Source organism: Synechococcus sp. M16.1 (genome assembly GCF_014279895.1).
Classification (GTDB): Bacteria; Cyanobacteriota; Cyanobacteriia; order PCC-6307; family Cyanobiaceae; genus Parasynechococcus.
On record NZ_CP047954.1, the window covers coordinates 765,839 to 784,402 of the forward strand.

Annotated in this window: 21 protein-coding genes and 1 pseudogene; 10 read left to right on the forward strand and 12 right to left on the reverse strand. The window is 54.3% G+C overall.

The window, feature by feature from the left end; all coding sequences use genetic code 11:
* Positions 1–49: 49 nt before the first annotated feature.
* The 4 genes from SynM161_RS04260 to SynM161_RS04275 form a co-directional block, all read right to left on the reverse strand.
* Positions 50–1,516 (reverse strand): VapE domain-containing protein, encoded by a 1,467-nt coding sequence (locus SynM161_RS04260; protein ID WP_186542083.1) that lies wholly within the window; start codon positions 1,514–1,516, stop codon positions 50–52.
* Positions 1,509–2,105: a hypothetical protein gene (locus tag SynM161_RS04265; protein ID WP_186542084.1), complete on the reverse strand. Its 597-nt coding sequence runs from the start codon at positions 2,103–2,105 to the stop codon at positions 1,509–1,511. Before SynM161_RS04265 ends, SynM161_RS04260 begins: the two co-directional genes overlap by 8 nt.
* 445 nt (positions 2,106–2,550) lie before the next feature.
* Positions 2,551–2,811 (reverse strand): hypothetical protein, encoded by a 261-nt coding sequence (locus SynM161_RS04270; protein ID WP_186542085.1) that lies wholly within the window; start codon positions 2,809–2,811, stop codon positions 2,551–2,553.
* Between the two features lie 368 nt (positions 2,812–3,179).
* Positions 3,180–4,439: a site-specific integrase gene (locus tag SynM161_RS04275; protein WP_186542086.1), complete on the reverse strand. Its 1,260-nt coding sequence runs from the start codon at positions 4,437–4,439 to the stop codon at positions 3,180–3,182.
* Between the two features lie 503 nt (positions 4,440–4,942).
* Between SynM161_RS04275 and SynM161_RS04280 the strand changes: the two genes are divergently transcribed.
* The 4 genes from SynM161_RS04280 to SynM161_RS04295 all read left to right on the forward strand — a co-directional run bounded on the left by SynM161_RS04280 (position 4,943) and on the right by SynM161_RS04295 (position 6,470).
* A complete protein-coding gene (locus SynM161_RS04280) occupies positions 4,943–5,311 on the forward strand; it encodes a hypothetical protein (RefSeq protein ID WP_186542087.1) in 369 nt (122 codons plus the stop codon).
* Between the two features lie 12 nt (positions 5,312–5,323).
* Positions 5,324–5,536 (forward strand): hypothetical protein, encoded by a 213-nt coding sequence (locus SynM161_RS04285; RefSeq protein WP_186542088.1) that lies wholly within the window; start codon positions 5,324–5,326, stop codon positions 5,534–5,536.
* A gap of 282 nt (positions 5,537–5,818) precedes the next feature.
* Positions 5,819–6,172 carry a hypothetical protein gene (locus tag SynM161_RS04290; protein WP_186542089.1) on the forward strand — a complete coding sequence of 118 codons (354 nt, stop codon included), beginning with the start codon at positions 5,819–5,821 and terminating at the stop codon, positions 6,170–6,172.
* Positions 6,165–6,470, forward strand: a complete 306-nt coding sequence (locus SynM161_RS04295; protein ID WP_186542090.1) for an AAA family ATPase — start codon at positions 6,165–6,167, stop codon at positions 6,468–6,470. Before SynM161_RS04290 ends, SynM161_RS04295 begins: the two co-directional genes overlap by 8 nt.
* Here SynM161_RS04295 and SynM161_RS04300 read toward each other — a convergent pair.
* Together SynM161_RS04300 and SynM161_RS04305 are read right to left on the reverse strand one after the other, a co-directional pair.
* On the reverse strand, positions 6,448–6,678 hold the full coding sequence (locus SynM161_RS04300; protein WP_186542091.1) for a hypothetical protein: 231 nt from the start codon (positions 6,676–6,678) through the stop codon (positions 6,448–6,450). The two genes, SynM161_RS04295 and SynM161_RS04300, sit on opposite strands and share 23 nt — an antisense overlap.
* Before the next feature lie 29 nt (positions 6,679–6,707).
* Complete coding sequence (locus tag SynM161_RS04305; protein ID WP_186542092.1) at positions 6,708–7,052, reverse strand: thermonuclease family protein; 345 nt, start codon at positions 7,050–7,052, stop codon at positions 6,708–6,710.
* A 410-nt stretch (positions 7,053–7,462) separates the two neighbouring features.
* Here SynM161_RS04305 and SynM161_RS04310 point away from each other — a divergent pair, with 410 nt between their 5' ends.
* Positions 7,463–7,624, forward strand: coding sequence for a hypothetical protein (locus SynM161_RS04310; RefSeq protein ID WP_255441928.1), 162 nt, complete (start codon positions 7,463–7,465; stop codon positions 7,622–7,624).
* Between the two features lie 129 nt (positions 7,625–7,753).
* Entirely contained in the window at positions 7,754–8,449 is a 696-nt protein-coding gene (locus SynM161_RS04315; RefSeq protein WP_186542094.1) for a ParA family protein, read from the forward strand.
* A 105-nt stretch (positions 8,450–8,554) separates the two neighbouring features.
* Here the strand turns inward: SynM161_RS04315 and SynM161_RS04320 are convergent, their stop codons facing one another.
* The 5 genes and pseudogenes from SynM161_RS04320 to SynM161_RS04335 all read right to left on the reverse strand — a co-directional run bounded on the left by SynM161_RS04320 (position 8,555) and on the right by SynM161_RS04335 (position 11,356).
* Positions 8,555–8,722 carry a DUF4278 domain-containing protein gene (locus tag SynM161_RS04320; RefSeq protein WP_115160729.1) on the reverse strand — a complete coding sequence of 56 codons (168 nt, stop codon included), beginning with the start codon at positions 8,720–8,722 and terminating at the stop codon, positions 8,555–8,557.
* Positions 8,723–9,069: 347 nt separating this feature from the next.
* Positions 9,070–9,252: a hypothetical protein gene (locus SynM161_RS04325; RefSeq protein WP_186542095.1), complete on the reverse strand. Its 183-nt coding sequence runs from the start codon at positions 9,250–9,252 to the stop codon at positions 9,070–9,072.
* A gap of 55 nt (positions 9,253–9,307) precedes the next feature.
* Positions 9,308–9,538 (reverse strand): DUF2973 domain-containing protein, encoded by a 231-nt coding sequence (locus SynM161_RS04330; protein ID WP_186542096.1) that lies wholly within the window; start codon positions 9,536–9,538, stop codon positions 9,308–9,310.
* Between the two features lie 1,408 nt (positions 9,539–10,946).
* A pseudogene (locus tag SynM161_RS12000) lies at positions 10,947–11,087 on the reverse strand (carbamoyl-phosphate synthase); the annotation flags it as partial.
* A gap of 89 nt (positions 11,088–11,176) precedes the next feature.
* On the reverse strand, positions 11,177–11,356 hold the full coding sequence (locus SynM161_RS04335; RefSeq protein ID WP_186542097.1) for a hypothetical protein: 180 nt from the start codon (positions 11,354–11,356) through the stop codon (positions 11,177–11,179).
* Between the two features lie 529 nt (positions 11,357–11,885).
* On the opposite strand from SynM161_RS04335, the gene SynM161_RS04340 reads away from it, so the two are divergent.
* The 4 genes from SynM161_RS04340 to SynM161_RS04355 all read left to right on the forward strand — a co-directional run bounded on the left by SynM161_RS04340 (position 11,886) and on the right by SynM161_RS04355 (position 16,769).
* Positions 11,886–13,478 carry a choice-of-anchor I family protein gene (locus SynM161_RS04340; protein WP_186542098.1) on the forward strand — a complete coding sequence of 531 codons (1,593 nt, stop codon included), beginning with the start codon at positions 11,886–11,888 and terminating at the stop codon, positions 13,476–13,478.
* Between the two features lie 1,335 nt (positions 13,479–14,813).
* Positions 14,814–15,059: a hypothetical protein gene (locus SynM161_RS04345; protein ID WP_186542099.1), complete on the forward strand. Its 246-nt coding sequence runs from the start codon at positions 14,814–14,816 to the stop codon at positions 15,057–15,059.
* Entirely contained in the window at positions 15,059–16,243 is a 1,185-nt protein-coding gene (gene chrA / locus SynM161_RS04350; protein ID WP_186542489.1) for a chromate efflux transporter, read from the forward strand. Before SynM161_RS04345 ends, chrA begins: the two co-directional genes overlap by 1 nt.
* Before the next feature lie 208 nt (positions 16,244–16,451).
* A complete protein-coding gene (locus SynM161_RS04355) occupies positions 16,452–16,769 on the forward strand; it encodes a DUF3303 domain-containing protein (protein ID WP_011364204.1) in 318 nt (105 codons plus the stop codon).
* A 756-nt stretch (positions 16,770–17,525) separates the two neighbouring features.
* Here SynM161_RS04355 and SynM161_RS12005 read toward each other — a convergent pair.
* Positions 17,526–17,912 (reverse strand): hypothetical protein, encoded by a 387-nt coding sequence (locus SynM161_RS12005; protein WP_255441931.1) that lies wholly within the window; start codon positions 17,910–17,912, stop codon positions 17,526–17,528.
* Between the last annotated feature and the right edge of the window lie 652 nt (positions 17,913–18,564).

Sequence of the window (18,564 nt, forward strand, 5' to 3'; positions counted from 1 at the left end):
ACAACTGTCCTGCGCACCTGTTACCTCAGCAAGCACGCAGAGCTTGACTTCAGAACAGGCAGTTGAGGTTGAGCGGCGGTAATGTCTCGGGCTTGGAGCCACCCGAGTCAACGTCGAACCCAGACCCCAAAGGGAGTTCGGGGTGCTGTCTCGCCGCCTCACCCTTTTTCGCAAATCCCGGCAGGGACTGTTGATGTCCCTCTGTTTCTTGTCCTTCACTCCTTTCTCTAAAAGGAGGTGAGGCATGAGACAAATCGCCCGGACCCCCTGCTGCCGCTGCTGGTTGAGGAGCCTCACGCACCCTTGCAGATGGTGAGGCTGCCGAGGCAGCTCGGTAGTGGGTCCACAGCCTGACCTTCACGCCGTGGCGGCGAGTCTGTCGCTTGGGTGGTTTGCAGCCGTGCTCCTTCAACGCCTCCTTGACGTGGTGGCGATCGCTATGTGGAAGGTTGCACCGGTCTATTCCTTTCAGGCACTCATCGAAGGTGAACTCATCATTTGGGATCAGGCCGAAGCGGAGCCAGTGCCCCACGCTTGCCTCAAATGGGTTCTCCAGCTCGAAGCTCTTGTTCCGCTGGTTGCTCGCTTCCTGGTCCTCCGCTGCCAGGAAGGGAAGCTGCCCAGCCTGATAGGCCAGGACAGCGCCAAGCCAGATGCGGTCGCGATCTGCCTCAATCCGATCGCAGTCGATCTGGTCAACTTCAATGACAAGGAAGCGCCGGTGGCCGGTGGCATCCCTGAGGAAGTCGTCTCGGTTGCAGGTTCCGACCATGATTGATCGGCGCGGATGGGCCTCAATGAAGCGCCCATACGGTGCGAGGAAGGTGTCCACTGATGAACTCAGCAGGCCCTTGATCAGTCCCGATTCCTTGCGGCTGGTCATGTAGTCCAGCTCCGCTGCCTCGTAGCACCAGCAGCTGTGCAGAACGATCAGCTGATCCTTGTGCTTTGGCTGCTGAGTATCGACCAGCCACTTCGGCCCAAACAGTTTGCGGAGCGAGGTTGATTTGCCTCTGCCCTGCTCTCCTTTGAACACCACCATGGTGTCGAATTTGGCGCCGGGGTCATAGATCCTGGCAACGGCTCCCAGCAGCATCACCCGCAGCATCCGGCACGACAGCGGATCGTCCTGGACACCCCAGTAGCTGCCGATTTGATCCAGGTCGATGGGTTCTAGATCGGGAGCCTTGACCAGGGTCTCGAGGTAGACCGCGACAGGGTGAAATCGGTTCTCCTGGGCGACGCGGAGCACAGCATCTTCCGCTGGTTTCTGAGCGATCCGCCATCCCCGCTCCGACAAGGCGACGTACAGCTGCTCCAAGGCTGTCCCTGGGATTGGTTGCTCTCCCAGTTCTGGTTGCAGCAGGAGTTCGTTCCATCGCAATCGTTTCCCAAACTGCGATCTCAACTTCACGCAGAGATTCCCCGGCGTCAGAGCGCTAAGCCTCTTGTTGCCCTTTTTGTCGGTTGTCCAGCCTTCGATCAGCCAGTCGCCGACGTGCAGGAGATCAGTCACGGTGCTGCCTCCTGAGTCGTTGGAGGGGAGAGCCGAGGTTTGCTCTGTGGAAGATGGCGAAGGTGCCCCAGCCGACGTGCTGATCGCGCTTGTATCGCCACTCCCCTGTGCATTCTCCGGGGGTGAGCTCAGGTGGGCAGAAGGTGCTGCCTCTGAAGCATCGGATGGTTTCGCCATCGGTATGGATCTGACAAACAACGTTTGTGTCGCGCCCGCAGATCGGGCAGTGAGCTAATCGCCTCCAGTTACAACGCACGGTGTTCACGGTGCGGTGCTTTGGAACTGACGTGTGCTCGTTGTCGATGGCCAGTTGAAGAACGGTGTCCCACCAGAAATCGGGTGGAGCTGACAACGCCTCAGGGCCGCTGCTATCAGGCCAGTAGTAGTGACCGCCTGACGACCAGTGTTTTCCCAGCACGATCACCTGCCGTCCAGGAGAGAAAAACTGCTCGAGCTGCTCGCCCGCTCCGGTGCTCTCGTTGAAATGGAAGTGTCCGGCGGTCAGCCCTTGATCAATCGCCTGGTCAACCTGCGCCGGGCTAGGAGCAAAGAGCAGCTTGAACCGTGAGAGATCTGTATCTCGCTGCACGCGCCAGGTTGAAACGCCTTCTGGGTGGAGGCCCAACTGCCGAGAACGCTCGATTGCTGATGCGCCGTCAAAGTCGACGCACCACAGCCGATCGCAGCGGACACCGCAAGCAACCACCCCGGGGTGGGTGGAAACCTCTGAGACGCTGAATCCAGGGTGAGTCGTCCACCCGGAAAGCATCGGAGCCTTCCTTGATTGACCCCAACCAACGGGCAGGAGGCAATGCTGAAGGCTGATGGGCTCAAGCCGTTTCAAAACGGTGGGGTCGATCATGACCACCTCCGATTTGGCGCACTGTTTGGAGCACATTGAGCCCACTCAGGCAGATTTTTTTCAACTCCTGCAAGGGTTCTCAGTGCCGTGACGTACTGCTGCTGTGGCAGAAGGTCGCCTAAATTGACCACATCCTTGGCAGGGAGTGGCCCACGACCGTTTGGTCGTTGGGTCATTTTTTTGTACCCAACAGCTGATCGCCTTTGATGCGATTCATGCCGTGGTAGCGCATGGCTTCCAGCACCAATGGCACGTTCCAGCGGATTGGTGACGTTGGCGTGATGCCAGGAATCCAGTGCTTATCGACAACAAGGAACCCACCGCTGATGTCGCGGTTGTCCTTCAGCCAATAACCGGAGACACCCAGCAGCCTTGCTGCTTCAGATGTCTTGAACAGCTCGGGGGTTAGCCCTCTTCCAGCGTTTGATGTCATCGGAAACGGAGACGTTCCCGATAGACCGCATGGCCGCCTTAAAAGCCCGTGGAGTACCTGCCATCTGAGGGCTGGCGAAGACCTGGTCCCACTGCTCTGGCGTTACGCCACGCAGTTGAAAGGCCACCTTGTTCAGCAACTCACGGTCTTCATCAGTGCAGCCTTTCGGCAGTGCAATGGAGCGACCATTAATGGCGTACTTGTTGGCGCGGCGGGTCATGCCGATCTGATCGGGGTGTAGTAACTCCGTCAACCCGCCGAAGCAGTCGTGGTGGAGGTGGAACCTGGTGATTGCTCAGCCAGGGCAAACCTCTGAGTTGATCAACTTCTAATAGAACTTGCGGGAACTTGCAAGCGCTAAATCTGGTTTAAGCGACGGCAGCGTTGTGCATCCCCACCGCTTCTTCAATGGCAGCTTCATCAACCCAAGCGCCGTAATGCCTGTGGTGAACTTGCATCGTGTGCCCCATTAATGCTGCAGCAGTTCGTACCGGAAGCTTGTTTTCGCCAATTGTTGCCCGCCAGGCAAATCCGTGGCGCAGGCTGTAAGCGGTGATGCGCGGGTCCATATTTCTCATCGCCTGCCAATGCTTACAGCGTGAAAGTTGCTGGGCAAATTCAGCGCCAACGTCCTGAAAACGTCGTTTGTCCTCAACTAAATCAATCTGCTTCCGTAGTGCCTTCGGCAGCTTCACCAGGCCACTGGCGAACTGGGCAACAGCACGAGCGCCTTCGTTGTTTCTGCCTTCAATCTCAAGCGGCATCACCAGCCGTGGCGGCTTCTCTGTCTGCTGCATCGTTTGGATGTTGCGCTTGATGCTGCCGACCCTTGCCTTGCCGTCATCGCCAACCCGCAGCACTGCCAGCTCAGCAGGGCGCAACCCGAGGTAGCCAACCAGCGCCACTGCCAGTTTCAGGTCATGGCGACTGTCAGCTTCCAACGCATCCAACAGAGCGGTGAACTGGTCTGCCTTGATCGGTGGGGTGAGACGTTCCGTTGTTGATGTCGGGCTGGTGCCGATCAACTCATTGATGCGGTCTTTGGGCGGTGGCAGAAAACGGTCTGGTGCACCGCAGCGGTCAACAGCGAACTGAAGGAACGCCACAACGTCGTTGAGATTCCGTTTACGCCCCTGACCACCTGGTGCCATCTCTTTGAAGTAGGCGGCTGCGTACGCTTCCAACACGCTCATACCGTCGCGTGGTTTGGGCTTCTGGTTGATGACAGCAACAGCACGTTCAACCCGCAGCTTCAAGTCCCTGAGAGTGCTGCTGCGCCTGTCACCACGGCTTTTGAGGAAGTCAGCAGCAACTGCATCCCAACCTTTGTCCGCCACCTTCTTCGTGCTTGTGGCTGGCTCTGCCAACGCCTGAGTGTTCAGCCGGGCAGCTTCTTTCAAGCTGACCTTGCGCGAATCCATCAGGTCGTGGATTGCACCAACCGTGTTGAGGATCGCTGTGGCGTTATCGGCTGTCCAAGTCAGTGGCAGGTAAACGGCACTGCGTGAGCGGTCTTCAAAAATCCGAGTCAGCTGTACCCGGCCACGGTGGTCTCTGACTGACCAACCTTTGCCGTGCTCGCGCTTCAGCACCTGTCGCAGGTTGTCCGACCAGATGGCTTTGGCCACGTGATGCAGGTGGTCAGTGCTTGTGCGCCAAATTGTGCGCCAAAACCTTGCAAGAAGCAATGAGAACCCGCAAGTCCTGTGCGCCGAGTTTTCTCTCGGTCTAGTGTTGAAGCGGCTTATTGCCTAGTATTTCCGGGGTTTTGACCGTTGTTGTTTAGCGGGAAACTAACTGCATGGCATGCAGGGGGTCAGGAGTTCGAGTCTCCTTGGCTCCATTCTTTGAAGCCCAGTCTTTGACTGGGTTTTCTTGTAGCCGGGTATATCGCCTTCTGAGGTGTCTCGGATTATTTAGCGCGATTCTTAGCGCGACACTTATTTGCACGCCACCAATGGTGGTAGGTGCCCCTATTTGCTGGTTGCCATAGCTGTCAGAAGCGCATATGTTTTTTGCAACGTTGCGCGTGGCTAGTCCTTAGTGGCACCACTCCTGTCCTAAGGGCAGCACGATTCCGCCCAAGCGGTCTAACGGCGATTCAACGGTTTCCGCCTTTGCAAGTACTGGCGTGCGCAAAAACCGTCTCGCACTACCACCGAAGACCACAATCAATGGTCAGGACGTTTTCGTTTCTGCGAAGCGTGGCCCTGAGGAGCTTCCTGCTGCGGTGATCGAAGACTTGTTGCTCACAGGCAATGCGTCTGATGGCGATGAGTGGAAAGGGCAATCACGCCCCTGTGATCGCATTTGGCAGGCGTATCAGGAACGTGGTGGAAGTAAGGAACGCTGGATGTTCAGGAACGTCATTACGACGTTGCCTAACGGCATCACCGTTCACACTCGCGGCGAACGGTATTTGGGCTGTGAGCCGAACCCTTTTAGGAACGTCACTGAGCCCCATCTGCGCGCTGCATTGAAAGCAAAGGGATACCTCTAAGGAATCCTTTCAATGAACCTGCCCACACGAGCGGCGGCGGCGGCATTAGGCCGTTCGCCTGATTATTTGAAGCGCCTGCGTGACAGCCATGGTGGCTTTCTTTTGCATGGCACCCACTACTGGCTTGGGCACAGCTCAAATGCCCCAATCACTTGGGACATTGATGCGGTGCGTGAGGCGATTGCTAAACGCGGCATGCAGGCACGACGCATCGTCGAGTTCTGAGCCATGCAGACATCAAGTCCTGCGCGGCCTTGCCCGTGTTGCGGGAGAACGCGTGATAGCGACTGCCGCTGGAACGACACCACGATCCTTTGCCATCAGGGCCAGTCACATGGCCCTCCATCGCATCTCAAGCGCGGCGACACCATCAACATCGGCGGTAAGCACTGGGCCGTCATCCGTTTTGACGGCGGCTTCGCTGGCTGCGCCATGGTCCTCAAGCCGCATCGTGGCAAGGCCCGCTCACGCGTTTACAGCCGTCTTCTGGGGGCCACAGCGCCCCCGATGGACAAGGTCGGTCGCCTTGCTGCCGAGGAGATTGAGAAGGCCATTGCTGACATCGATCGCGCTTTAGCGGTTCCGCCATTTGAGTTTCTGCGGCCCGATGAGATGCGCAGGGATTTTGCGCTGGCGTTGGAGACCTACGAGGCGACAAATGCCTTCCGAAAAACCGTCGGCAAGTTGGCCCGCGCGCGGCCCTGCCTACGGGAGAGAAAAGCCGTCCTCGACCGTGCGTTGAAAACGCTGTGGTGGATGTGCAGAGCGGTGGAGGAGTTCCGCCGCAACGAGCTGGGCGAGTGCAACCAGTTCGGAGAACCAATCGCTTGCAGACCGTCCAAGGAGACAGGACATGGATGACCCCAGAGAGTTTTTAGAAGAGGCCGCCGCCGCCGAAGAGCCAGAAGTCCTCGGCCACATGCGAGCCGAGATGACTCGCATACGAGCAAGCCTTCCTGCCGAGGGCCCCCCCCTTGGGGATGTAGGGAAAGTGCCGAGCGCGGCGGACTTTCTTAAAGACAAAGAACCAGACGACTGGTTGATTGATCAATTCGGCATGCGCGGCTCACTGGTCGTCCTTGGCGGGGCAACAGGAGCCAGCAAAAGCACGTTGGTTTACGGGATGGCTCAAGCCATCAGTGAGGGCAGTGTGCTGTAGCCAGAACTTCCATTAATTCTGCAACCTCTCCCCACATGGTCATTTGGATGTCCATGCAGGATTGGTGAAACTCTGAATACTTTGCAAGAGTCTCTGATTGATCAGTAGAAAGTTTCGGCTTTTCCTCTTTGTCATACCAACCCCCATCAAAGGCAATGACTGGATCTGCCAACACCAGTGGGGCCAAGAGCAGCAGTAGTCGTTTCATGTCGTCATTTTGCTGATGACGCCGGTCCCTTATCGACCCTCTGTCCAAGAACATTGATCTTGATACCTCCAGTAGATCTCTGCGTGGCCACTGACGACCATCTCTTGCTGAACGTTTGTCGTCCCTAGGAACAACTCCACCACCGTTCGTCCGTAGCGGTCCTTGGTGATCCGACGGATCCCAACCTTCTTGCCCACCACAAGACTTCTCAGATGGTCTCGAGCAGCTCTGGCTGGCACTGGCTCAGCTCTCATCCCAACTAGTTCAGGGGTGTCGATGCAGGCCAGTCGAACCCGTTCGCCTGTTGTGGTGGTGCAGGTATCGCCGTCGTAGCAGGTGGCGATCACAACGGATGCAAGAGAACCAAAGAGCATCAGTGACGTAGGTGGGTGTGACCAATGTCTGAGTCACCTCTACAAGGACGTCGAAATCCTCTATGAGGTACTGACCTTGCGAAGCATCCGCTGTCTATTCGGTCTCTCTACGTCTTGCTTGTCGTACTCCTAAGCGGGTGGGTGCTGGGAGCTGCTCTCCGTTTGAGCTCTGAGTTGGGCGGATGATGAGTTCGCTGAGTGACGGCGGCTCTGTCTTTGGGTGTCCTTGGCGGCACCTGCATCCTTGGTGATGTGGAGCTGAAGGATCGACCTGCTGCTTTATCTATAAGCACAGGGATGACAGAAGAGAGAGGTGGGTTGATCAGCGATATGGGCGCATAGCTAGATAGGGTCCGCACCTTGGGTCCAGCTCAGCCGTGATCAAGAACCCGATCCTTCTGAAGGCTTGGATGCTCATCACCTGGCGCTGGCGGCTTCAGCTGGCGATCAATGCTCCTTTTGGCCTGTTGTGGGTGGCAGATAAGACCAATCCAGCGGTTCATGCCTTCGACATGTCAGTGCTCGCAGCACTTCATGCCGAGTGGCTAGCTCCAATGATGGGGATCGCTTGAGTAGCCAATCCAATAACAACGCAGGACCGGAAGCTGGGTGACACTGACAGGGCTGAAGCCGAAACAACCCAAGTATTGCCTTCCGTAGAAAAAACGCGATCCTGAGAATAAGTCATTGGCTGCCGCCTGATGTTCATCACTGTTTTTGGTCAGAAAGGTGGTGTTGCAAAAACATGTAGCAGCGTTCACATAGCCGCAAGCTGGAGCCATCAGCAAAAACGGGTCGTGCTGGTTGATGCCGACCGCAACAGATCTGCGACTGCCTATGGCGCCAGAGGCCTCTTGCCTTGCCCAGTTGTCCCGATTGAAGCAGCAGCTAAAGCGACTCGATTGGCTGAGATTGTCATTACAGATGGGCAAGCAAGCACCAACGAAGAAGAGATGAAGAATTTGGTAGAAGGTGCTGACTTTATTTTGCTGCCTACAACTACACAAAGTAGATCAATTGAATTGACAATTGAGATGGCGCAGACAATAAACAAATATAAGATCCCCTATGCTGCGCTACTTGTAAAAGTTGACTCACGCAAAGAAGCTGCAGCTAAAAACGCCAAAGAATGCCTTGAAGGATTCGATATCAAGGTTCTCGACGCACAAATTCCATTGCTAAGCGCATTTGAACAAGCAGAAACAGAGGGAGTCACTGTTGATCAAGCGATTGACCAACGCGGGCGATCAAATCCACGCCGAATGACTGGATGGTCTGCCTATTGCTCGGCCTGTAAAGAGATCGAAGAGCTATACGAAGAGCACAAAAAACTGAATCCAATTCAGTCGCCGATTGGATGGGACTTCACGCCCATGGAACAGCGTATTGCCGCTTGAGTCTGTTACCCAGCCCATCTCCTTTTGCGAGGTCGGAGCTGCCTCAGAGGCAAAAAGAAACCCCCGCCGCGGGCAGGGGCTTGGGATCTTCTGATTAAGCCTTGATCACTTGGCGTAGGAAACACCGCGGTAGGTCAGGCTTGGATGAGCATTGTGAGCGACTTCTTCGCGGCAGGTGTTGTAAGTCTCGCGGCGGTAGGTCAGCTCAATACAAGCTTTGGGCGAGGCTGCTGGAGCCTCGTAGGAGTGACCTCTGTAGAGAAGAGCAGTCATGGTTAGTTCCTCAGAAAATTCCAAGTCCCCGTTCCGTGGCTTGGAGTGTCTGCGCCCCTTCAAAAGGGGTGAACGTGATGTAGCGGTTGCTACAAATAAACTATACGCCTAAAGCGAGCCCTGGGTTTCCTGCCTTGCCCGGTTTCAGGAGCCCAGCCGATAGAAGGGTCTGACGGCCCATGGGAACGCCAAGGTGATCGACATTCAGCGGTCGTCCTCTTTAGATCTTGGATCGTTCTCCTTGTATCTCGGCAGGTCAGTGGGCTGAGCCAGGACGTAAACGACTGCCGCAGAGATCACCACTGTCACGATGACGAGTGCAGTGATGGCTGATGAATAGTCGGTCATCAGGCTTCAACCTCAGCCTTTTTATCTCCTGTGTCTTTGATTTCTTCTGTTGTTGCTTCGGCTGATTTGGACTTGCTGTAGGAGCAACCGCCAGCATTGGCGACGTTGGCAAAAGCAGCCATAACCATGATGGCGATGATTACGGTGCCGCCAAAAAAGGCCAGATTCGGGTGACGATTCACGTGAGGCTGACCTGAGAGTCAACGGACCCTACTGGCTGAATCCATAATTCGATGCTCATGCCTCAGGGAGAACTAAGCCTTCGTCCGAGAAGCGAACAGCCCAAAGCTCTTCGTTGGTCACCTCACCGTTCTCATCCAGCAATTCTGGGTGTGTGGTTTTGAGACCTGTTCGGTCGTTCGAAGTGCTGGGTTTAGAAGTCGACGATGGGCGCATCATCCGAAAAGCCTGCAGGAGCAAGCACGTCAAGACAGCTGCGTAAGCGATTGGGAAAAGACCTGCGATCACTGCTTATTCAATGCGATGTTAAGAAACATTAACCACTTCTATCGCTGACTGAGTTTGCTAATCGCTACTAGCAGCCCTGCTTTACCTCTCCAGCGTATTCCCGCTCCAGGTAGTCAAGGCGGGCCAGGCACTCTTCTGCTTCAGCCCAGCGCCCATAGCGGCTGAACCATTTGCTGCGTAGCCCTTCCCATCTAATGCCCCAATGCAAAGACTCTGCATAGGTTCGACTTGTTGCACCGCTGTAGGTGAGGCGACTTCGCATTGAACGTTCAGACATTGGAGCTCCCTCCATTGAGGAGACCCCTCATAAGAGCGTCCTTTAGCAATTTCTAGTGGAATTGACCCGTCAGCTGTGGGTGAACATCTGTCTCAGTTGGACTAGAGCCGTTTCTCGTAGGTAATGCCTCTGTAGGTGAGGCTCACAACCTTGTTGATCGCCATTTGAGCTTGCAGTCGGTTCAGGATGTACTCCCCCCTCCTGTATTGCATGAGGTGGATTCGCTCAGAACTTTCAGCGACCAATGCTCACCACCAAGAAAACGGGATGAAAGCACTGATTCGCCCGATGAAATCTGTAGCTGAGTGGAAGGATTAACGGAGGCGGAGGACGAGGCCTCAGCCTTTGACTTGTAACTACCGCCACGGTTTGTGTTGTTGAGTTCAGCACATTGTTCTGCTGGTACAGATGATTTTTTGAAATTCGTGCACTGTTCATTTGTACGACGAGCCTGTATTTGTTTTGAATGATTCTCGATCGGCCGAGAACGAGATAATTCAGCTGATGCTTTACCGAGAAGCATTTCTTCCCCCAGGCCCCAGTGCTCGAGAGCTCTATGGACCTCTTTTGCGTAAAATAGAGGCATTGGACCGGAAGCTTGCTGATGCTCATTTGCGGACATTTGAAGATTCTGAGGATGCGGATTCCCAAGGCGCTAGTCATGATCTCTACGCTTAATTCTTGTTTGGCATGAGCTGGCACCTGAGAGAAGAGATCATGATTCTTCGATTGATGCTTTACCGCGTAGAGTGCCTGCACCCAGATTCTATTTGCTCACACAATGACAATCTTATGAGCAAGATAGTGGAGTTAGAAAAAGAGCTCGCTGTTTATGAAGATCAAATGTCTGCTTAGTTTTAGAGAGGGTTGCTTTCCAAGATATTGAGGGATAAAAATAATCTGCGCTGGTTGGTATGTGGGCAGCCTTTACTGTGTAAACCGAAATCGATGGTGAACTACAAGCTGACCTCTCGATGTGGGAAGGTTCTGAACATGAGTCAAACCACGAAAGAGATTCCGATTTGGGTCGGCGGAGAGTCAGGGCAGCGGAAGCGGTACCTGAGATTGTTAGAGAAGGAGCTGGCAGCTGAGCTGGGACCTGATTGGCGCGACAAGATCGCGGATTGCTCTGAGAGTTAATCCGACGACGTCCTTGAGGCTGATGCTCATCACATCACCAAGGTCTTCTGCGGTGCCGTCCTGTGCCTTAGTAGGCAACGGAGCGATAGCCAGAGCAGAAGCCAACAGTCCTACGGAAAGACGGCGGAGCATCGGACAAGGTCGATTCCACGCACTGTGAAGACGATTGGCTTGGTATGCCAGGCATCTATTGACAGTTGTTTATTTGAGTTTCCTCTTGATCACAGCAGGCCGTGGGCTTGGAACATGTCGATCACATCATTGAGCTGCTCATCAGACCAATGCTCTGAAAGCTCATGGATGCAGCGTTCCACCTGACGCTTGGTGATGCCCTTAGGTCGGGACAGCCTTGGTGACAACACAGGACCGTCATCACAGATGTCGTCGAGAATGTTGGCCATCTTTCAGGTGGGGCGTGCGAAGGGCATTGCTGGCGTTATTGGTGTTGACAGCACTGCCTGCAGAGGGGGCGGAGCCCATCCGCCTGCAGGTGATTCCTTATCAAGTGAGAAACCAGGAGATACCGGTCCTGCCGTTCTTGCTGCCGCCACCTCCGTTGCTCTTGGAACCAGCCAAACCCAAGAAGCGCAAGCGAAATAGCGGTAGGGATCAGGACTGGGATGACGATTTTGATTGGCTGATGGATTAGTCACACCCCTAAAACCAGCTGCGTCAAATACTGATTACAGCCGATCCAGGAGATTGATAGCAGCGTCACGGTTATCAACACCACCATCACCTATCAAGTGGAGAGCCTCGTTGCGGCGTTGATGTTTAGTGGTGACAACCATGTGATTTGGATCACATCAATGATGTTGTTTTTGCTCATTTAATGAATCGATAACCGGTTGTTTCACTTGTATTAAATTCTGTCAGTCGTTTAGTTGATTGACTAAGTGTTGAGATCTTATTTTTGGGCTTGTGGCTGGTTTGAACAACACACCCGTCAGCATTGAGCTTGGTGGCGCGGAGATTGTGTCCTGGGTCCCTGGTGCGAGTATTGCTGCGGTCTGCGGTGGGGACAACACCGTGAGCTTTGTCAAGTACGACGCAAACTTCCAAAATCCAGAGGTGGTTCTGGAAAAAGAATTCGAGGGTAGTGTTCAATCTGTTGCAGCCTTTGGTCGTTATATTGCTGTGGCTGAATCCCCTAGCAAGACGGAAGCAGGCAGCGTCAGTGTTTTTCGATTCAACAAAAGGAACGAACTGCGCGAAAAATTCACTACTAATGTCGGTTTTTTGCCGGACTCCATTGATTGGAGTTCTGATGGCAAGAAAATTGTGGTAGCCAATGAAGGTGAGCCAAATGATTACTACGGAACATCTGATGGGGTTGATCCAAAAGGATCTGTTTCGATCATTAGCGTAAAGAAGAGCAAATCACTAAAGAAAACAAAGACCCTAGGTTTTGATGTATTCACAGCCCAGCAACTGAGTGATAATGGGGTTCGCCTTTCTGGCGAATATGCTAATAATCCTGCAAGAGATATTGAGCCTGAATTTGTTAAGATTACGCCAGATAGCCAGCGCGCCGTTGTAACCTTGCAGGAAAATAACGCCATGGTCGTCGTGAACTTGGCGACGGGGGCGTTGGAGACGCCTGTGGGCTTGGGTGCCAAGGATTGGGTGGGGTTGTCGGTGGATACCTCCGATGAAGATGGTGGCTATCTGCCTGGAAACCGCAACTTCAAGAGCCTCTATATGCCCGATGGCATGGATGTTTTCACCGCAAGCAATGGCACGACCTATTCGGTGATGGCCAACGAAGGTGATGGTCGTGTGCGTCCAGATGATGTGAATTTTGAGGCGGATGCTGATGGAATTTTCACGCTCCACAAGAGCAAGGAAAAAGGTGCTGTAGCTGAGATTGAAGATCCGTTGACGGGTATGAAGGTATATGTGCACCGCGACATGCGGGGTAAGAACTCCACCGCATTTGAAGCAGAAGCCGGTGATGAATTTTTCATTACCTGGAAGTTCGGCGCTGTGGCTGATGATGACTTCTATTCCGACGAAAAGCGCGCTGGCAAGTTGGATGGCCCTCAGGGCAACAGCATCGTTAGCGGTGATGGAGAAGGCCGCCTGAAGACGGTGGCGGATCAAAACACTGCCGACAGCATCACCGGCTTTGGTGGTCGTTCCTTCACGATTCGCGACCTTGGCGGCAACATCGTTTGGGATTCAGGTGATGACTTGGATCGCATCGCTGCGGAGTACGGCGTTTATGACGACGGGCGTAGCGACGACAAGGGTGTTGAGCCTGAACACGTGGAAGTCGCCACCCTGGGAGATCGATCCTTTGCCTTCATTTCGCTCGAGCGCGGAACCAGCACTCTGATTCCGGTTTATGAGATCACCAACGTGGATGCGCCTGAGCATGTGTATACGTTCCAGGCGGCGAACTCGATCTCTCCTGAAGCATCCGAATTCGTTAAGACCAGTGCGGATGGCGGCATGCTTCTGGTGTCGAGCGAAGTGTCCGGCACGTTGGATGCTTTCAACTTCAGCACCAGCCTGGTCTGAGTTGAGTCGTCCGCCGCGTTAGCAAAGACGGGGTGAATGTTCTGTAGTTAGGCTGGTTGCTCAGCGCAGCGATAAGGGCCGCTTCGGTGGTCCTTATTTAATACTTTCAGCCTTACAATGTAAGCTTGAAAAAAGGCAACTTCCCAGTGCTGGCCTGGCACAGGAGACACAGGCGCCGCCAGGTAAGCCTGTGTCGACCTTGCCCTTTTAAGGCATGGGTTTTGAGCGACTTGGCACTCAGCACATGTGTTTTTGGCAAATGTGCTGAGCTGTCTCTGGATGTGATTAGAGGACCTGGATTCCTGCTGTGTTGGTGTGCCGCCAAAGTGACCAGACAGGTGAGGCAAAAATCCTTGATATCCATACGGGCAATGCGAGAGTCCCGCAGCTTGCACGTCGCCTTTGAGTCACTTCGTCCCCAGGGTCTGAGTTGAGCCGATAGGGTCCGCTGACTCTTAGACCTGCCTCTCGTGAAGTGTCATCCGAACATTGCCTTCTTCGGTGGCACCGTGATCATCGCGATCATGGTCATGGCTGCATTCGCCAACGTCGCCAACGTCGCCAACGCTTGCCATCGCAACGCTGAGACAGCCGAGCAAACCTCCACAGAGGCTCCTCGGAAGGATGACCAAAAGACTGAAGTCGAGGCTTGAGGGAGAAGCGGGCCGAGGGGTGGCCTTCCTCTTTCCGTGAATGCAGTACTACAGCCAGACAACACGTGGAAACAGCTCCTGCCAGTCGGTTCTCTTAATCAGTCTGAAATCCAGTCTTGACCTTTAAGCCGTAGAAATTCAAATCGAAAAGCGCAGGCACTTTGCAAGACCTTCTCTTGAGATCTCCCTTTTGGTCCTGGCTTTTTGCTGCAGGCATAGTTTGGGGACCAGGTTTGTTGGCGCTGCACTTGCAGAAAAATCACATGTTGCCGATACCCCCTGATCAGTCCCTAGCGGTGCAACAGAAAAGCGAGGATGTATCCGACCATTAAACCTTTACCAAAAGTCAGCCAAAGGTACTGATACTTGCTCAAGCCAAGCTTCTTCCTAAACCGCTTAATGAAGCGCTTGTGCCAGAGAACCATTGACCTGCTCGATTGTGCTCTGTATCTATCCTTACATCAAGGCGAAGCTGATCTACTTCGGTGAATACGAATGGTCATTCACGTTAATCGCTTGACTTAGATCACACTACCCACTCTCTTATCTATTCTTTTACATACCATTAACCAAGTGATGGCATCATCTTTTCGGCTGTCAACAGGGCTTCAATTCCCCTGCGCAATCAATGCCGCCAGACTTTAGTGACGAGGCACTTCAGGACTCTCTTGCGGTCCGATTAGTGAGCATTCGCCGCAGCCGTTACTGGATGAACATCACAGATATCGGCGAGGCACTACATGATTTGCGTCCCGCGGTCATCGACCTTATTGCTCTGTTGGAGGAGGTGCAACAACAAAAGCCAGAGACCCTCCCCCACGATCCCAGCTACGACTCCGACATTGCTCTTCTAGAAGACACCACCGACCTCCTCGCCCGCCTCGGAAAACTTATGAAACAACAGGACGAAATACACCCAACCAAGTGATCTCCCGGACGTTGCAGGTATTTGTCCAGTTCTTCGTGTTGGGGCTGACCTCCTTCGGTGGCCCCGTGGCGCACCTCGGTTATTTCCATGAGCGTTTTGTGCAGCGGGAGCGTTGGATCACCGCTGATGCCTATGCCGATCTCGTTGCGCTCTGCCAGTTGTTGCCTGGACCCTCGAGTTCCCAGGTAGGCATGGGTTTGGGACTGATTCGGGCCGGGTGGCTTGGCGGGTTGGCCGCCTGGGCAGGGTTCACCTTGCCCTCGGCTGTGTTGATGCTGCTGGCGGCGTCGCTGCTCTCAGCCCATCCCATTTGGATCGACGGTAGCTGGGTGCATGGCTTGATGGTGGCGGCTGTGGCCGTGGTGGCCCAGGCCGCTCTGGGCCTGCAGCGAAAGCTGGCTCCCGACCGGCAGCGGGTCAGCTTGATGGTGGCGGCTGCTGTGCTGGTGCTGTTGGTGCCTCGCGTCTGGTCCCAGCTGTTGGCCCTGCTGCTCGGTGGGTTGGTGGGGTTGTGTGCTCTGACGCCACCTGAGCTGGAGCCATCGGCACCGGAACGTCTTGTGGTTCCGCTGCGGCGTTCGGTGTCGGTGGTTTTGCTTGGTCTCGCTGTGCTGCTGTTCGTGGCTATGCCCTGGCTGTCTGCTGAGGCCAGACCGCTGCTGGTGCAGCAGCTCAGTGGTTTCTTGCGCACCGGTGCCTTGGTGTTCGGTGGTGGTCATGTGGTGCTCCCCTTGCTGGAACAAGCCTTGGTACCCAACGGTTGGATCGACCTGCAGCAGTTTCTCGCGGGGTATGGCGCAGCCCAGGCGGTGCCAGGGCCGATGTTCAGTTTCGCGGCTTTTCTTGGCTTTGATATGCAGCCTGGCCTTCAGGGCATCGCCGGTTCTGTATTGGCGCTGGTTGCCCTGTTTTTTTCATCGTTCTTGTTGGTTGGTGGGCTCTTGCCCTTCTGGAGTGACCTGGGCCGTTTGGCTCCTATGCGTCGAGCCCTGCTGGGCATCAACGCATCAGTGGTGGGCATCCTGCTGGCGGCGTTGTTTCAGCCCGTCTGGCAGACAGGGATCCGCGGGGGTGCTGAGTTCAGCTTGGCGTTGGTGGCGTTTGTGTTGTTGGTGTGTTGGCGCCAACCGGCTTGGCGGGTGGTGCTGTTCTGCGCCGGAGTGGGAGGTTTGACCCTGGCCTAATCCATGCCTCTACAGAATCACTGCATTTATGGGAAGCATGGTGGCTGGAGCTGGTCTGAATCCTGCTGTGTTGGCGTGCCTCATAAAAGATCCATTCGTTGTGATGCAGGACCCGATCGCGTATCTCTTTTGTCACGACGCGAGCACCTGATGAGTTGAGAGCAACGGTGGTGGCTACGACGTGGCTGTCCCCTGGTTTTGGCTTGCCATGCAGATGTATCTCGCAGATTGCGTGTTTCCTGAGATTGAAGGCCAACTGGCTGCCTACAAGAGCTTCTGTGAGCTGTGGGATTCAGGCGAAATGGCAAAGCTGGACAACTTTGATGGCTTTGAAATGTTGTTCCGCGTGCACGCTCCTGGCGCAGGCCGAGTGACGATCCTCTTCAAAGCTGAAAGTGATGCTCAAATCTTTGAGCACTTCGCACCATGGCGTGCTCAGTTCGGCATTGAAATGGACTTCACTCCTGTTATCGGCTGTCAGGACGTGGTTGATTACCACAAGAAGCTCTTCGCCAAAATGTCCTGATCTTTTGAAAGGACCATGAACTTAGGGTCGGCGTCAGGCTGGCCCTTTTTCTATGTCGTACTTCCGAGTCAGGACAAGCTTTCTGCCCGTTCCGCTGCAGTAGCTGCAGACGTGCATGTAGCCGTCATATCTGCTCTTCTTGTAACCACTACCTCCGCAGTGCTTGCACCTGTGACTTGTGATCTTGGTGTTGAACAGAGGCAGCGCCATTTGTAGTGCTGTTGCTTCTGAAGTCATGTCTTATTTCCAACGACAACTCACCACTAGCTCTGGTCAATCAGCCATTTCAATAGACATAGACTTAGTAATAACTATCAGTGTCAACAGTGCAGCTTATTGATGACGACTCCCCGAAGGTGCCTACCCCCCCGGATGACTCATTGAGCAGTCCTCAGTCACGGCGCTATTGGCGCGAACAGGGTCCTTTTGAGCCAAATCAACGTGGGTCATCCGAAGGCGTGTTGACCCTCTAGACAGTGGTTGTCAAAACATTGGACACTTAGAGACATCGGGAGACAGAGCATGCAACTCATGACTGTGAGTGCCGCTGCAAGGCACCTCGGGTATAAAAGCCGTTCCCAGCTTTACAAGCTCATGAATGACGGCTGGCTGGACGCGCACGTGCATGTTCAGATGCCTAGTGGGCAGCGTTTGCTTGACGTTGATGGATTACAGAAGACGCTGCAGGGCTTATGCCAGTGGAGAGTAGACAGCGTTTCCCTCAGGCGTTAGCGGTTGAGCTCTAGGAATTTGGGACTATTCATGCTCGTCTTCTAAGCGTTGACGATGCAGTGGAAGAGCCCACCAGATGAAAGCTTCTTTTTTGCTAATTGTGCCTTTGTTAGCACATTCAATGTCAGCAGCATTCTTGTCTGCCCAAGTAATAGTTGCCAAGCCCTCAAGCTTGGTGTATTCGCAGTAGCAGTGTGCTGTAGCCAGATCTTCAATTAGTTCTGCAACCTCTCCCCACATGGTCATTTGGATGTCCATGCAGGATTGGTGAAACTCTGAATACGTTGCGAGTGTCTCTGATTGATCAGTAGAAAGTTCCGGCTTTTCCTCTTTTTCATGCCAACCTCCATCAAAGGCAATGGCTGGATCTGTCAAGACCAGTGGAACCAAGAGCAGCAGTAGTCGTTTCATGCCTTCATTTGTTGTTTCGGCATCTGCACCTGACGCTTGCTGCGTGATGCCTGGTGATTGCCGCTCGCCCTCTCATAGACCTTATGACCCGGCTTTCCTTCGGAGTTCATCGAGATCAACCTGTTGAGGCGGAAGCTTGTAGGAGCGTGCATAAGACCTTCTAACGATCCTCCTCAGCAGCAGGAAGGTCATTGCCATCAACAGCAGTAGAAGAGCTTCCACGACAACAGTGTGGCGCTAAACGTGGTAATCCCTGATCAGGCAGATGGCGCTGTCAGCATCACTCATGCGATGAGGGGCCTGCCGTGACGAACGATCGAGGTCACTTCGTTAGTGGTCGCGTCAACCACCATGTAAGTGCACATCAGCGCCTTCGACTTTGTGCGGGCACACAGGTAAGCCCTGAATTCCGTTTGGAAGTAGAGCTCCTTGACCCAACGGTCGGGAGCTTCTTGCTTGACGACGTTGTACACGGCTATTGCCTGGACCCTTGCTCTAGCAATGCCGTGGATGTGTCAGTCCAAATCACGGAATTTCCGCTGTTTAGGCAACAGGACTTATCCAACGAGTCGGTCATCTTCAGCCAGGATCGCTTTCCCTTTTGAAATCCTCAGCACCTCACCTGAGTTGTCGGGACTTTCGTACATGACTC

Bases quoted from the DNA above. Each gene is read 5' to 3' on its own strand.
- SynM161_RS04270 (WP_186542085.1), bottom strand. From the start codon at position 2,811: ATGACATCAAACGCTGGAAGAGGGCTAACCCCCGAGCTGTTCAAGACA.
- SynM161_RS04285 (WP_186542088.1), top strand. From the start codon at position 5,324: ATGAACCTGCCCACACGAGCGGCGGCGGCGGCATTAGGCCGTTCGCCT.
- SynM161_RS04290 (WP_186542089.1), top strand. From the start codon at position 5,819: ATGGACAAGGTCGGTCGCCTTGCTGCCGAGGAGATTGAGAAGGCCATT.
- SynM161_RS04295 (WP_186542090.1), top strand. From the start codon at position 6,165: ATGGATGACCCCAGAGAGTTTTTAGAAGAGGCCGCCGCCGCCGAAGAG.
- SynM161_RS04300 (WP_186542091.1), bottom strand. From the start codon at position 6,678: ATGAAACGACTACTGCTGCTCTTGGCCCCACTGGTGTTGGCAGATCCA.
- SynM161_RS04305 (WP_186542092.1), bottom strand. From the start codon at position 7,052: ATGCTCTTTGGTTCTCTTGCATCCGTTGTGATCGCCACCTGCTACGAC.
- SynM161_RS04310 (WP_255441928.1), top strand. From the start codon at position 7,463: ATGCTCATCACCTGGCGCTGGCGGCTTCAGCTGGCGATCAATGCTCCT.
- SynM161_RS04315 (WP_186542094.1), top strand. From the start codon at position 7,754: ATGTTCATCACTGTTTTTGGTCAGAAAGGTGGTGTTGCAAAAACATGT.
- SynM161_RS04320 (WP_115160729.1), bottom strand. From the start codon at position 8,722: ATGACTGCTCTTCTCTACAGAGGTCACTCCTACGAGGCTCCAGCAGCC.
- SynM161_RS04335 (WP_186542097.1), bottom strand. From the start codon at position 11,356: ATGGCCAACATTCTCGACGACATCTGTGATGACGGTCCTGTGTTGTCA.
- SynM161_RS04355 (WP_011364204.1), top strand. From the start codon at position 16,452: ATGCAGATGTATCTCGCAGATTGCGTGTTTCCTGAGATTGAAGGCCAA.
- SynM161_RS12005 (WP_255441931.1), bottom strand. From the start codon at position 17,912: ATGAAACGACTACTGCTGCTCTTGGTTCCACTGGTCTTGACAGATCCA.